A 14,072-nucleotide genomic window follows, 5' to 3' on the forward strand; every position below is an offset into this window, starting at 1 on the left:
GTCACCGCCGCTTCGCGTTGGCGCGGTCCTGCAGGCCTTCGCCGAGCAGGCTGAACCCGAGGACGCAGACGAACAGGGCCAGGCCGGGTGGGACCGAGGTCCACCACCGGCCGCCGACCACGTCCGCGGCGCCCAGGCTGATCATCGCGCCCCACTCCGCCTCGGGGATGTTCACGCCCAGGCCGAGGAAGGAGAGCCCGGCCAGGGTGAGCATCGCCCAGCCGCAGTTCAGTGGCGCGATCACCCGCACCGGGGTGAGGCTGTTGGGCAGCAGGTGCCGCCAGAGCACACCCACCGGTGACGCCCCGGAGGTGATCGCGGCGTCCACGAACGGCAGTTCCCGCAGCGACCGCACCTCGGCGCGGACCAGCCGGGCGTACGCCGGCGCGTTCACCGCCGCGATCGTGATGATCAGGTTGATCGTGCCGTTGCCGAGCAGGGCGGCCACCGCCAGCGCCAGGATGAACGTCGGGAACGACTGGAAGATGTCGACCACCCGCATCAGCACGTCGTCGAGCCAGCCGCCGACGTAGCCGGCGACCAGGCCGAGCAGGGTGCCCACGACCACGGCGAGCGCGACCGCGGCCAGCGCGATGCCCAGGTCGAGCCGGGCGGCGTAGAGCATCCGGCTCCAGATGTCCATGCCGTTGCCGTCGGTGCCGAGCAGGTGGCCGCCGCCCGGGGCGACCAGGGTGTTCGCCGGGTCGATCTCGGTCTCGCCCCAGGTGCTGAGCAGCGGCGCGAACACCGTCACCACCGCGACCACCGCGAGGATGGTCGCCCCGACGATGATCATGCGGCGGGCGAACCGGCTGTCCCGCTCACCGCCGGCGACGACCGTCGGCGCGGCTGCGGCGCCGTCCGCGACGGTGCGCGACTCGGCCATCAGAGCCTCACTCTCGGATCGAGGATCGCGTGGACCACGTCGGCGACGAGGAACACCAGCACGTAGCACAACGCGATGACCAGCACCGACGCCTGCACCACCGGGTAGTCCCGGTAGAGCAGGCCGCGCAGGGCCCACTGGCCGAAGCCCTGCCACGAAAACACGTACTCGACCAGCACGGTGGAGCCGATCGCCGTGCCGAAGACCAACGCCGCCAGCGACGGCAGCCGGACCAGCGTCGCCCGCAGCAGGTAGCCGCGGTGCAGCGTCCGGTCGCGCAGCCCGTGCGCCTTCGCCGCGGTGTACGACTCGGAGTGCAGCACCTCCAGCGCGGAGGCGCGGACGCTGCGCAGCAACGGCGCGACCACACCGACGACGAGGGTGAGCACCGGCAGCACCAGGTACGCCGCGGCGGAGGCGATCGCCGGCCCGTTGGCGGTGAGGACGGCGTCGACCAGGTCCGCCCCGGTGAGCGGGGTGAGGCCGGTGTCCGGGTCGACCCGCCCGCTCGGTGCCGGGAACCAGCCGAGGACGCTGTAACCGACGAGCACCAGCACCAGGCCGAGCCAGAACTCCGGGACGGAGTTGCCGGCCAGGGCGAACATCCGGACGCTGTGGTCGCCGACCCGGTTGGCCCGCTTCGCCGACCAGATCCCCAGCACGGTGGCCACGACGAGCGCGATGGTCACCGAGATGACGACGAGTTCCAGGGTCGGCCCCACCCGCAGCGCCATCTCCGAACCCACCGAGCCGCCGCTCTGGATCGAGGTGCCGAAGTCACCGGTGAGCAGTCCCCGGAGGTAGTCCAGGAACTGCTGCCACAGGGACTGGTCCAGCCCGAAGCGGGCGCGGGCCGCGGCGGCGTCCTCCTCGGTGGCGTTCTGCCCGAGGATGCTGCGGACCGGGTCGCCGGGCAGCACCCGGACCAGGAGGAACGCCAGGACGACCACGCCGAGCAGAACGGGGATCAGCTGGAGTAGCCGCCTGACGACGAACCGGAGGATTCGCATGGGTGGGTGACGTTCCTAGGCCGATGCGCTCAGGTAGCGCAGGCGGGCGAGACCATCCATCGGCTGCACCCAGCCGGCGACGGACTCCCGGACGGGCAGGTTGAAGTTGGGCTGGCAGATCACCACCCACGGCACGTCGGCGGCGAGGATCTCCTGGACCCGCTTCCACAGCGCGTTGCGGGCGCCCGTCTCGACGGTGGTGTGCGACTTCTCGTAGATCTGCTCGATCTCCGGGTTGCTGTAGTTGGAGTAGTTGAGGTTGGCGCCCTTGACGAAGCTCGTGGCGAGCATGTATTCGACGTCGTCCACCCAGAGCTGCCCGGAGGTGAGTTGCAGCGGGATGTTCTTCTTCGTCCGCCGCTCGCCGAGCGTGGCCGGGTCGAGCGGGGTCAGCTTGAGCCGGATGCCCGCCTTCGCCGCCTCGCCCTGCACCTGGACGGCGATCTTCTGCTGCTCCTCGTTGTCGGCCTCGAAGACCAGCTCGGAGTCGAGCGACGCCTGACCGGCGGCGGCCATGGCGGCCTTCGCCTTGTCCAGGTCGTGGGTGAACGGGTAGCCGACCTCGTCGTACCCGGGCATGTCCAGCGGCACCGGGCTCTTGGCCGCGCGGGCGTCGCCGCCGTACACGTTGGTGATGATCTGCTCGTACGGCACCGCGTAGGCGAGCGCCTTGCGCACGTTCACGTTGTTGAACGGCGCGGCGGTGACCGACATCTGGATGGCGACCTGGCGGTTGCTGGCCGCCGAGATGACCTTGATGCCGGCCGCCTTCTTGAGGTCCTGGATGTCGCGCTGGCTGATGCCGAGCGCGATGTCGATGTCGCCGGCCTGCAACTGGAGCCGCTGGTTGGACGCGGCCGGCACGACCGAGATCCGGATGGTCGACGTCTTGGCCGGGTCCGGGCCCGGGTAGCCGGTGTTCGCGCTGAGTTCGATCTCCTGGCCCTGGGTGGCCTTCGCGACGTTGAAGTAGCCGCCGGTGGGCGGGTTCTTCGCGAACCACTCCTTGGCCCAGGGGTCGCTGGCGCCGGCGCGCTTCTTGGCCTCGACGGAGTCGAAGACGTACAGCGAGATCGCCTGGATCTGCCGGGTGAGGGCGCTGGGGAACGCCTGGTGGAACTCGACCGTGTAGTCGTCGACGACCTTGACCTGGTCGGCCTCGGTCAGCCCGATCGTGCGGTAGATGCCGGCGACGTTGGCCTGGGCGGCGAACGCGCGGTCCTTCGACCACTTCACGTCGGCGGCCTTCATCTCGTTGCCGCTGGCGAACTTCACGCCGCGACGCAGCTTGAGCGTCCAGACCTTCTGCTCGGCGTCGGGCTCGAACGACTCGGCGAACGTCGGGATGATGTTCTGGGTGTCGAGGATCTTGCTGCCGCCGGCGTCGGTGACCCCGTAGTCGATCAGGTAGGGGAAGACGTTCTTGTAGAGCATCAGCGCGGTCAGGTCGAAGCCGACGAAGTCCTGGTCCCAGCTCGACAGGTAGCTGGAGACGGCGATGCGCAGCGTCTTGGCGGCGGCGCCGCCCGGCTTGCCGTCGTCGGACTTGTCGCCGCTGTCCGCGGCGCAGGCGCCGGTGGCGAGCAGGAGCGCGACGCCGCCACCCAACTGCAGGACGCCGCGGCGGGAGAGCGCGGGCGAGGAGGCGCCCGGACGAGGTGAACGAGCCATGAGTAGTCCTCCCGGAAGCACGAGGCAGACGGCCCGAGCTGCGGACCTTCCTGGTGTTCTACCGGATTTAGCAGCAGTGAACAAGAGGGTGAACGCCGTTCACCGAGACGTCTACCGAATCGACACCTCAACGTGCTCGAACTGCGGGATAACTCATGCGGCCGGTGTTCACCAAAGTTCACACAATCGTTACCCGCCACGGTCGAGTCCCGCCAGCCGGACAAAATATTGACACTTGTCTCTATCGCGGGGATGGTGACCGCATCCCGTTCCCGCCGGCGCGCATGTGGGCGACCCACGTCGGTCGAGGCGCGAACGGCCGACCGCCACCGGCACCGCAGGCAGCGCCGTGGCGACACACCTGCGGGAGGGCGTATGAGACGGACATCGAAGATCTGGGCGGGGCTGGCGGCCGTCGCCCTCCCGGTCACCGCCGTGGTCATGGTGCTCGGCGGGACGCCGGCCGACGCCGCGGTCGGCGGATCCGGCCCCTATCCCGCCGACTACGAGACCTCGACCACCCTGGCCAACCACACCATCTTCCGGCCCCAGACGCTCCCGTCCGAACGCCTTCCCATCCTCGCGTGGGGCAACGGCGGCTGTTCGGCCAACGGGCTCTCCCAGGGCAACTTCCTCCGCGAGATCGCCTCCCACGGCTTCCTCGCCATCGCCAACGGCGCGCCGAACGGGTCCGGCTCCACCACCTCCCAGATGCTCACCCAGTCCATCGACTGGGCCGTCGCGGAGAACTCCCGGGCGGGCAGCAAGTACTACAACCGGCTCGACACGTCCAAGATCGCGGTAGCGGGCTTCTCCTGCGGTGGGCTGGAGGCGTACGCCGTCTCCGCCGACCCACGGGTCACCACGACCGGCATCTTCAGCAGCGGCCTGTTGAACGATGCCGATGACTACCAGCTCCGGAGACTGACCAAGCCGATCGCCTACTTCATGGGCGGACCCAGCGACATCGCCTACCCGAACGGGATGGACGACTGGGGCAAGCTGCCGGCCGGACTGCCCGCGTTCATGGGCAACCTCAACGTCGGACACGGCGGCACCTACGACCAGCCCAACGGCGGCGAGTTCGGCCGCGTGGCCGTGCTCTACCTCAAGTGGCGTCTCAAGGGCGACACCACCGCCGGGCGCACCTTCGTCGGCTCCGACTGCGGTCTGTGCCACACCCAGTGGACCGTGCAACAGAAGAACCTGACGCTCGACGACGACCCGCCGCCCACCAGCCCGCCGCCGACCACCGCCCCGCCCACCACCGCCCCGCCGACCACTCCGCCGCCCACCACTCCCCCGCCCGGCGGGGGGAGCTGCGCCGCGGTCTACGCCGTCCAGGACCAGTGGAACGGCGGATTCGTCGCGAACGTCACCGTCACCGCCGGCGCCGCCGCGCTCACCGGCTGGCGGGTGACGCTCAACCTGCCCGGCGGAGCGTCGATCACCTCGCTGTGGAACGGCGTGGCCAACGGCGCCAGCGGGACGGTCACCGTCACGAACCAGAGCTACAACGGACGACTGGCCGCCGGTCAGTCCACCAGCTTCGGGTTCCAGGGCACCGGAAACGGCAGCGGAACCACCGCCACCTGCGTCGGAAGCTGACGCCCGACGGCACCACCCGACGCCGTACCGGTCCGGCCGAACGCCCGGGCCGGTACGGCGCCTCGCCCGGCCGGGCTACGCCGAGTTGCGCCACCTGCGGCCGTGCCGGCCGATGAGCCGGTCCGCGTCGGTCGGGCCCCAGGAGGCGGCCTCGTAGGTGGGGATCGGCGAGTGGTCCTTCGCCCAGTTCTCGATGATCGGGTCGACGATCCGCCAGCACTGCTGCACCTCGTCGCTGCGGATGAAGAGCGACGCGTCGCCCACGAGCGAGTCCAGGAGCAGACGCTCGTACGCCTCCGGGGACTCCTCGGCGAACGTCTGGTCGTACGAGAACTCCATGGTGGCCGTGCGGACGCGGAAGGAGTGACCCGGCACCTTGGCACCGAACCGCAGCGAAATGCCCTCGTTCGGCTGGATCCGCAGGATCAGCGCGTCCGCGTCGAGGCCGGTGAGCTGGTCGGTCGGGATCGGCAGGTGCGGCGGACGTTGGAACTGCAACGCCACCTCGGTGAGCCGGGCCGGCAGGCGCTTGCCGGTGCGCACGTAGAACGGCACCCCGGCCCACCGCCAGTTGTCCACGTTGAGCCGCATCGCCGCGTAGGTCTCCGTCCGCGACAGCGGGTCGACGCCGGGCTCCTCCCGGTAGCCGGCCATCAGCTCCTCCCGGGTGCCGCCCCGGGTGTACTGCCCGCGGACCGCGGCCTCGGCGATGTCCCGGTCGGTGGGGAGCCGGATGGCCTGCAGCAGCTTCACCTTCTCGTTGCGCAGGCCCTCGGCCTCGAACGAGGCCGGCGGCTCCATCAGCGCCAGCGCGAGGACCTGGAGCACGTGGTTCTGCACGATGTCCCGCATCGCGCCGGCGTCCTCGTAGAAGCCGCCGCGAGCGCCCACGCCGAGGGTCTCGGCGACGGTGATCTGCACGTGGTCGACCCAGGAGCGGTCCCAGATCGGCTGGAAGATCGAGTTCGCGAAGCGCAGCGCCAGCACGTTCTGGACGGTGTCCTTGCCCAGATAGTGATCGATCCGGAACACCTGGTGCTCGCCGAACGCGCCGTGCACGACGCCGTCGAGCTCGCGGGCCGTGACCAGGTCGCGCCCGTACGGCTTCTCGATGACCAGGCGGGCGAACGAGCCCTCGCGCGGCTGGTTGAGCCCGACCCCGGCCAGCCCGTTGATCACCGGCTTGAAGGCGCCGGCCGGCGTCGACAGGTAGAACAGCCGGTTGCCGGACGTGCCCCGCTGCGCGTCCAGCTCGTCGAGGGTCTCCACCAGCCGCTTGTAGGTCTCCGGGTCGTCGTAGCCGCCGGCCACGTACCGCACGCCGCCTCGGAGCTGGCGCTTGCTGGCGAGGGTGCGCCCGCCGAGGGCGCTCTCGGCGAACTGTTCGTCGGTCATCGGCGTACGGGCGACGCCGACAAGCGCGAACTGGTCCGGAAGCCGCTCGTGCCGAGCCAGGCTCTCGACCGCGGGCAGGAGCTTACGCCGGGTCAGGTCACCGGAGGCGCCGAAGATCACCAGCGTGGCCGGCGGGGCACTCCGCTCCTGGATGAGCTGCGGTGCGTGGTCCATGGTCTGCGTTCCTCCGGGCCTCAGGGGTATCGGGTCGGGTGGACCCGGAACTTGACGCGGTCACGGACCAGGTGCTCGCCGCTGCGCGGCAGTGTCCGTGCCAGCGCTCGTACGTCAGCCATGGTGACCATGGTGCAACCGTACGCAAGAGGCCCGGCGTCGCGCTGCACCGGCCGGCGGACCCACCCGGGACGACAGGACACCCGGCGTAGCCGCCGACGATGACGATCGGCGGCTGTGCCGCGACGGCCTATGGTTTGCGGGCGAGCAGTCCGACGAAGGTGTGGTAGGTGTCGGTCTGCTTCGGCGCGGCGGTGCCCGGCTCCGGACGCCACTCGGCCAGCGGCACCAGCCCCGGCTCCAGCACCGTGAGCCCGTCGGCGAAGGAGAGGATCTCCTCGTCGGTGCGCCAACGGCCGGTGCCCAACGACTCGTTGAAGACCCGCTCGACCTCGCGGGCCTTACGGGAGCCTTCCGGGTCCCGCTCACCCGGATCACGGAAGTGCGAGATCGCCACGTAACTGCCCGACGGCAGCGCGTCGATCAACTCCGCCGACACCGCGCGCGGATCCTCGTCGTCGCCGAGGTGGTGCAGGATCGCGAAGAGCAGCAGCCCGACCGGCCGGTCGAAGTCGAGGAACCGGCGGACGTCCGGATCGTCGAGGATCTCCTGCGGTCGCCGGATGTCGGCCTGGATCACCGTCGCCGTGCCCTCTGCGGCGAGCAGGGCCCGCCCGTGCGACAGGACGATCGGGTCGTTGTCCACGTACACCACCCGGGCGCCCGGGTTGTGCGCGATGGCAACCTCGTGCACGTTGCCCTGGGTGGGCAGCCCGGACCCGATGTCGAGGAACTGGTCGACACCGGCCTCGGCGACGAGGAACCGGATCACCCGGCGCAGGAAGGCGCGGTTCGCCCGGCCGGCGGCCGGCCCGTCCGGCGTGATCCGCAGGGCGTGCTCGGCGACCTTCCGGTCGACCTCGAAGTTGTCCTTGCCGCCCAGGAAGTAGTCGTAGACCCGGGCCACGCTGGGAACGCTGAGGTCGATTCCGGGGGGTGCGGCCTTGTCGCGGGTCAACTGCGTCTCCATCCGATTCGAATCAGCGCACCGGGCTCCGTGGGCGCTTCCGGACCTTGTCCGAGAGTGTAGCGACCGGCCGGTGTGGACCGTCGCCCCACTGGTACCGCTCCCAGCGGATCCACCGCATGACCAGGAAGCACGCCGTTTTGGCGCGGACCGGCGTGTCGGGCGCGGTTCGCACAACCGGGCATCCCCACCGGGAACACGCCACGCGCCCTTTCCGATACGATGAGCGACATCTTCTTGTGTCGATGAATGCCTGAGATCTCGATGACCGCTACCCGAGCGGACGATCCGTCCGCCGTGATGCCGGACCCGGGTCGGGCGCGCACGCTCGACGAGCTCACTGCGGCGTTGAGGTCCCTGAAGGTGTGGGCCGGGAACCCGTCATACGAACGGATCACCGGCCAGGTCAACACCGCGTGGCGGGCCGCCGGTCGCCCGGCCGGTGAGTTGACCAAGCGGCCCACGGTCGTGGACTGCTTCAAACCCGGTCGGCGGCGGCTGAACGCCGACCTCGTCACCGCCGTCGTGCAGGCCCTGCATCCGGACGAGGGATACGTGCACCAGTGGCGCCAGGCGCTACGGATGGTCGGCGGGGAGGCCCGGGCCGCCGCGGTGGTACGGGTCCAGGACCGGCTACCACCCGACCTGGCCGGATTCACCGGCCGTACCACCGAGATCGACCAGCTCCGGCACGCCCTCAGCCACCACCCACCCACCGGCGGGGCGACCGGGGTCGTCGCGATCGAGGGGATGGCCGGAGTAGGCAAGACCCGGCTCGCCGTCCACGCCGGGCACCTCCTGGTCCGCGAATCCCGCTTCGATCGGACGCTCTTCGTCAACCTGCGCGGATTCTTCCCCGACCCCGCCCGGCCGCCCGCCGATCCGGCCGCCGTCCTGGACGGCTTCCTGCGCCTGCTCGGCGTACCGGCCCACCGGATCCCGCACGATCTGCACGCCCGCACGGCGGCCTACCGCGAGCGGCTCACCGGCACCCGTACCCTGATCGTGCTGGACAATGCCGCCGACGTCGACCAGGTCCGGCCGCTCCTCCCCGAGGTGCCCGGGTGTCTCACCCTGATCACCAGCCGGCGGATCCTGTCCGACCTGCGCCCAACCACGCGCCTGGTGGTCGACGTGTTCGCCGCGCACGAGGCCGTCGACTATCTTGTCCAGGTCGTCAGCCACGTCCCCACGGGCGACGATCCCGGGGCGGCGGCGCGCATCGCACGGCGCTGTGGCTATCTCCCGCTTGCCCTCGACCTGACCACCGGACACATGCGGGCCACATCCGGCTGGACCCTCACCGACCACGCCGACCGGCTCGACGAACGCCACCGCCAGCGACGCCTGGAAACCGGCGTCGAACTCGCCCTCGACCTCTCCTACCATCATCTGCCCGCCGGCCAGCGCCGGCTGCTGCGGCTGCTGGCGCTGCACCCCGGTCAGGACAGCGACGCCTACGCTGCCGCCGCCCTGACCGGCACCGACCTGGACACCACCCACGCCCACCTGGACCACCTGTGCCGCGACCACCTCCTCCAGCAGTCCGCCTCGGGCCGGTACACGTTGCACGACCTCGTCCGCGCGTTCGCCATCAGCCGCGCGCACGACGAGGTCCGTCCCGCCGACCGCCGGGAGGCTCTGACCCGCCTGTTCGACCACTATCTCGCCACCGCCGCCGCCGCGATGAACGCGCTCCACCCCGCCCAGGCGCATCTTCGGCCGCACATTCCGCCGACCGGCACGCCCGCCCCCGAACTGGCCGACCCGGACTGCGCTCTCGCCTGGCTCGACGTCGAGCGGCCCACCCTGGTCACCGTCGCGGTCCACACCGCCAGCAACGGCTGGCCCACCCACACGACACGTCTCTCCCGCATCCTGTACCGCTACCTGGCCGGCGGCCGTGGCAGCGATGCCGTGACCGTCCACAGCCACGCCCATCACGCGGCCCGGCAGACCGGCGATGTCACCGAGCAGGCCCACGCCCTGACCGACCTCGGCGTGGCTCACCTCTGGGTCGCCCGGTACGACGCCGCCGTCGAACACTTCACCGCGGCCCTGCACCTGTTCCGCGAGGCCGGGCACGAGTTCGGGCAGGCCCGGACCCAGACCAACCTCGGCGTCGCCGAGCAGCGGCTGGGCCACTACCGCAAGGCCGCCGCCCACTTCAGGCGGGGCCGGACCGCGCACCTGCTCGCCGGCAATCAGATCGGTCAGGCCCTCGCGTTGAGCAACCTCGGCGACGTGGAACAGCGGCTCGGCCACTACCGCGGGGCCGCCAGGCACCTCCGAGAGGCGCTCGCCCTGTACCGACAGAGCGGGGACCAGGCCGGCGAGGCGGTGTCGCTCGCGAACCTCGCGGAGGTCGACACCCGATCGGGCCGGTACGACACGGCCGCGGCGAACCTCGCCCAGGCGCTCGTCCTGTTCCGTCAGGCCGGTCACCGCAACGGCGAAGCCTGGACCCTGGACGGGCTGGGCACCCTCCACCGCCATCTCGGGCAGCCCGTCGAGGCCGCCCGGCACCACCGGCAGGCCCTGGCGATCCTGCAGACGACCGGCGACCGGCACGGCGCCGCGTGGGCGCTCAACGGGCTCGGCGAGGCCATGCTCGCCGCCGGCCACGCCACCGACGCGCTCACCCATCACACCGCCGCCCACGCCACCGCCGCCGAGATCGGCGCCCGGGACCAGCAGGCCCGCGCCCAGGCCGGGCTCGCCGGCGCCCACCGCGCCCTCGCCGACCGCGACCGGGCCCGTGCCCACTACCGGCACGCCCTGACCATCTACACCGACCTCGGCACCCCCGAGGCCGACCAGATCCGCACCTGTCTCGCCGCCCTCGACGACGCGGACGCCCGCACCTGACCGCGAGGTCTCCGGGGATGCCCGGTCGGTGGACCCATCCCCGGAGACCGCACGTTCCGTGCCGACCGGGGTTACCCGCCGGCCCGGCCACATCCCGCCGGGGAACACGTCGGTGTCGGGCAGACCGGAACTCCGGGTACGCAGACCGGCGGCTGCTGGGGGTTGGCGTCGACATCCGGCCGCTGGAGTCCGACATAGACGATGGCGGCGGACGCGCTGCCGAACACGCCGACGTCCAGGGTGCACGTGTCCAGCCACAGCGTGTTGACCTGCCTGTTGCGGCAGGCCTCCTGCGCCCACGCGCGGGTGGCCGTGCTCAGGTTGCCGGCGTAGAACGGCGCCGTCGGGTTGCCCGGGGTGACGGCGGTGCAGGGTTGCAGCAGGGTGGCCGACGGGCTGACCCGCCAACTGTTGCCGAACGTCTCGTAGAGGGCGGTATGGGTGACCGGAACGCGCAGCGGGTTGCCGCCCCTGACATCGAGGTAGTGCGGATCGTCGTTGGGGTTGCCCAGGAGGCCGCGTACCGTCGACGCCCCGGGCCCGACGCCGACGCCCAGGTCGAGGTATCCGCTGTTGGCGGTGGCGCGGACGCTGTTGCCCGACGGGTCCGTGAAGGTGTACACGTTGTTGACGCGGTCGATCGCCACCCCGTTGGGCAGGAGCAGTGAGTCGCCGGCCGGCAGGCTGGTGGTGGTGCCGTTCACCACCAGGCGGGTCCCTTCGCACAGCGCCAACCTCGAGGTGCCCATCCGCATGGCGACCGACCGGTTGACCGAGGTGTTGGGCCAGTTCGGGGCACCTGACGCCTTGCGGGTCTGCACCTCGAACGTGGAACCGGCCTGCGCCTCGACGAAGTCGCCGGTCGCCTGGAAGTCGTAGAACAGACCGCCGAAGGTGTACTGGTGGGTGTCGCCGATGACCGCGGCGACGCGGCAGGCCGACGGCGCGGCCGGCCCCATGACCGACTCGTTGATGACCACTGCCGGCGCTGGAGTCGACGGAACCGGACCCGGAGGTCCGAAGTTGAGGTTGTTCCGCTCACTGCTGAAGCCGAAGTTCTGGCAGCCGGGCTTGACCGGGCTGCCGTCCTCGACAGTCGTACGGACGTTGAAGCTCGCCTCCGGATTGAACCTGGCCGTCGCGCCGTGACCGTAGCCGAACACGTTGAACTCGACCTGGGTCCACTCCGACGCGGGCTCCTGGGGCGCCGGCGGCAGCACGTGGAGGACGCCCACCCCGGTGGACGAGTAGATCCGGCCCGACCCGTCGTTGAAGGTGGCGGTGTCGGTCTCCTGCCCGTCGGCAGTCGTCGTGGTCGCGCCGTCCAGGCGCAGGGCCGGCCTCGCGATGCTCTGGATCGACAGGTACGGCAGCTCGACCGCGTCGGACTTCCGGGTGCAGTGGACTTCCCCGTCGTCCGCGACCTCGGTCCACCCGGACGGGCACGGCTGGCCCTGGCCCGGGTCCGGGTTGTAGTGCAGCAGCCAGTACTCGACGTAGAGGCGGCTGGGGCTGGGATCGGGATTCGGATTGCCGCCCTTGGTGCCGTCGTTGGCGAACACGAACTGCTTCCAGCCCCGGCACAGGCCGGCGGTCGGCGACCCGCTGCACTCCTGGACCCTCAGGTGGTTGGTGTTGAGCTGGAACGAGTAGCTGCCCGCCATCGTCTGCCCGCTGGGCTCCCCGGGCGGGGCAGCCTGCGGAACGCTCGTCACGCTCAACAGGTTCTGCTGGTTCACCTTCTCGAAGCTGCCGTACGCGCGGGTGATCGGACCGGCCCCCGTGGGCCGTTCCGTCACGATCCCGATCCCGCCACCGACGTCCCGCCGCGGGGCCTGTTCGAGGTTCGGGGCCATCGGGACCGACGGCGGGGCCACACACCCGGTCTCCCGCCACGCCAGTTCGGGATAGGCCCCGGTGGAGCAGCCCTGCGCCGACGGCCGCGGTATCTTCACCATTCTGGCGTGCCAGGTCCGCAGATCCCCCTGGCTGGCCGCTGACGTCTCGTCGCCGCTTGTGTACACCCCCATCCCCACCAGGACCGCCGCGATCGTGATGCCCGCGAGCCTGGACCGGGACCGGCGTTCTCGCGGTAGCAACCTCATCATCGTTTCCTCCCACCGACTGTGGAGTCGCCTGACGCCCGCCCTCGGGACGGGCCTGGCTGATGAGCGTCGCGCGACCTCGGGCCGGGCGGGGAAACCCCATACAAACCCATACCCGGGTGCTCTCACCCCGTCAGCGGGCCGGTGCTCTCCCGCTCGACGAGATGGAAGGAGGGCTGCACGTGCGTCGGCGGGCCCGCCTCGCCCTCGATCCGGGCCACCAACCGCCGGACCGCCAACCGACCGATCGCCCGCTTGTCCGGGGCGACTGTGGTCAGCGTGGGGTTGCTGAAGCGCCCCTCCTCGATGTCGTCGATGCCGGCCACCGCCACGTCGTCGGGCACTCTCCGGCCGGTCCGGGCGAGCGCCCGCAGGGCGCCGACGGCGATCAGGTCGTTGTACGCGAGCACGGCGTCGGGCGGACTGTCCAGGGTCAGCAGTTGGCGCACGGCGTGCTCACCGTCCGCCCGGCCGAAGTGCTCCGTGGGTACGACGAGGCGGAGGTCGTACGGGATCCCGGCCGCGTCGAGCGCCTCCCGGTAGCCACGGATGCGCAGGTGCGCGGACTGCCGGTCGTCCACAGGTGACGCGCCGACGAACGCGATCCGCCGGCGGCCCAGCGCGACCAGGTGCGCGGTCGCCGTCCGACTCGCCGCGACGTTGTCGATCGCGACGTGGTCGTACGGCACGTCGTAGACCCCCTCCCCGATCAACACCAGCGGCGTCCTGGCCCGCCGGGCCAGCACCTCCGCCCGACCGATCGCCACCGGGCTGAGGATGAGCCCGTCGATGACGTGCCGCTGCGCTCCGTCCAGGAGCGTCAACTCCTCGCCGCGCCGGGCGGCGGTGTTCTCCATCAGCAGCGTGTAGCCGAGGCCGGCAGCCTCGCGGATGGCCACCTCGGCCAGCTCGGCGAAGTACGGATTGGTCAGCTCGGGAACGGCGAGCGCGATCAATCCGGTGCGCCCACGGCGCAGGTGCCGCGCGCTCAGGTTGGGGGTGTAGCCCAGTTCGTCGACGGCCTGCTGCACCCGCCGTCTGGTGCGCTCCCCCACCGGCCGATAGCCGTTGACCACGTTGGAGACGGTGGCGAGTGAGACGCCCGCCCGCTCGGCGATGTCCTTCAGGCTGACCCCCATGGGCCGTCCCTCCCGTGCGGGATGAGGTGGATGACGCGACGCAATATATCGATGGATGGGGATTGACGGCCTGTCCGTCGGCGCTCTATAACGTTATACGAACGGCACGATCGGCCACCCCGACACCCA

The 14,072-nt window shown here is 71.0% G+C and carries 9 protein-coding genes and 1 pseudogene; 2 read left to right on the forward strand and 8 right to left on the reverse strand.

What is annotated here, in order from left to right; all coding sequences use genetic code 11:
• Nucleotide 1: 1 nt before the first annotated feature.
• The 3 genes from O7613_RS13540 to O7613_RS13550 are packed head-to-tail and all read right to left on the reverse strand — an operon-like array spanning nt 2 to nt 3,567.
• The gene (locus tag O7613_RS13540; RefSeq protein ID WP_282294200.1) at nt 2-886 is read right to left on the reverse strand and encodes an ABC transporter permease; all 885 of its coding nucleotides are present in this window, start codon (nt 884-886) and stop codon (nt 2-4) included.
• Nucleotides 886-1,896, reverse strand: coding sequence for an ABC transporter permease (locus O7613_RS13545; RefSeq protein ID WP_282294202.1), 1,011 nt, complete (start codon nt 1,894-1,896; stop codon nt 886-888). The genes O7613_RS13540 and O7613_RS13545 overlap by 1 nt, the downstream gene beginning before the upstream one ends.
• Before the next feature lie 15 nt (nt 1,897-1,911).
• On the reverse strand, nt 1,912-3,567 hold the full coding sequence (locus tag O7613_RS13550) for an ABC transporter substrate-binding protein (RefSeq protein ID WP_281588173.1): 1,656 nt from the start codon (nt 3,565-3,567) through the stop codon (nt 1,912-1,914).
• A 375-nt stretch (nt 3,568-3,942) separates the two neighbouring features.
• Between O7613_RS13550 and O7613_RS13555 the strand changes: the two genes are divergently transcribed.
• Nucleotides 3,943-5,175, forward strand: a complete 1,233-nt coding sequence (locus tag O7613_RS13555; RefSeq protein WP_282294204.1) for a cellulose binding domain-containing protein — start codon at nt 3,943-3,945, stop codon at nt 5,173-5,175.
• Nucleotides 5,176-5,250: 75 nt separating this feature from the next.
• On the opposite strand, the gene zwf is transcribed toward O7613_RS13555, so the two are convergent.
• The 3 genes and pseudogenes from zwf to O7613_RS13565 form a co-directional block, all read right to left on the reverse strand.
• The gene (gene zwf, locus O7613_RS13560; protein WP_282294205.1) at nt 5,251-6,744 is read right to left on the reverse strand and encodes a glucose-6-phosphate dehydrogenase; all 1,494 of its coding nucleotides are present in this window, start codon (nt 6,742-6,744) and stop codon (nt 5,251-5,253) included.
• 41 nt (nt 6,745-6,785) lie between these two features.
• A pseudogene (locus O7613_RS30805) lies at nt 6,786-6,875 on the reverse strand (MmcQ/YjbR family DNA-binding protein); the annotation flags it as partial.
• 119 nt (nt 6,876-6,994) lie between these two features.
• Nucleotides 6,995-7,822 carry an SAM-dependent methyltransferase gene (locus O7613_RS13565; RefSeq protein ID WP_282294207.1) on the reverse strand — a complete coding sequence of 276 codons (828 nt, stop codon included), beginning with the start codon at nt 7,820-7,822 and terminating at the stop codon, nt 6,995-6,997.
• 273 nt (nt 7,823-8,095) lie between these two features.
• Here O7613_RS13565 and O7613_RS13570 point away from each other — a divergent pair, with 273 nt between their 5' ends.
• Nucleotides 8,096-10,699, forward strand: coding sequence for a tetratricopeptide repeat protein (locus O7613_RS13570; protein ID WP_282294209.1), 2,604 nt, complete (start codon nt 8,096-8,098; stop codon nt 10,697-10,699).
• 71 nt (nt 10,700-10,770) lie between these two features.
• Here the strand turns inward: O7613_RS13570 and O7613_RS13575 are convergent, their stop codons facing one another.
• Together O7613_RS13575 and O7613_RS13580 are read right to left on the reverse strand one after the other, a co-directional pair.
• Entirely contained in the window at nt 10,771-12,498 is a 1,728-nt protein-coding gene (locus O7613_RS13575; RefSeq protein ID WP_282294211.1) for a VWD domain-containing protein, read from the reverse strand.
• A gap of 431 nt (nt 12,499-12,929) precedes the next feature.
• Nucleotides 12,930-13,943 carry a LacI family DNA-binding transcriptional regulator gene (locus O7613_RS13580; protein WP_282294212.1) on the reverse strand — a complete coding sequence of 338 codons (1,014 nt, stop codon included), beginning with the start codon at nt 13,941-13,943 and terminating at the stop codon, nt 12,930-12,932.
• Nucleotides 13,944-14,072: the final 129 nt, after the last annotated feature.

Origin of the sequence: Micromonospora sp. WMMD975, from assembly GCF_029581215.1 — a bacterium.
Classification (GTDB): domain Bacteria; phylum Actinomycetota; class Actinomycetes; order Mycobacteriales; family Micromonosporaceae; genus Micromonospora.

Excerpts from the sequence above, each read along its gene's own strand:
- O7613_RS13570 (WP_282294209.1), top strand. The coding sequence starts at position 8,096 with ATGACCGCTACCCGAGCGGACGATCCGTCCGCCGTGATGCCGGACCCG.
- zwf (WP_282294205.1), bottom strand. The coding sequence starts at position 6,744 with ATGGACCACGCACCGCAGCTCATCCAGGAGCGGAGTGCCCCGCCGGCC.
- O7613_RS13545 (WP_282294202.1), bottom strand. The coding sequence starts at position 1,896 with ATGCGAATCCTCCGGTTCGTCGTCAGGCGGCTACTCCAGCTGATCCCC.
- O7613_RS13540 (WP_282294200.1), bottom strand. The coding sequence starts at position 886 with ATGGCCGAGTCGCGCACCGTCGCGGACGGCGCCGCAGCCGCGCCGACG.
- O7613_RS13555 (WP_282294204.1), top strand. The coding sequence starts at position 3,943 with ATGAGACGGACATCGAAGATCTGGGCGGGGCTGGCGGCCGTCGCCCTC.
- O7613_RS13550 (WP_281588173.1), bottom strand. The coding sequence starts at position 3,567 with ATGGCTCGTTCACCTCGTCCGGGCGCCTCCTCGCCCGCGCTCTCCCGC.
- O7613_RS13580 (WP_282294212.1), bottom strand. The coding sequence starts at position 13,943 with ATGGGGGTCAGCCTGAAGGACATCGCCGAGCGGGCGGGCGTCTCACTC.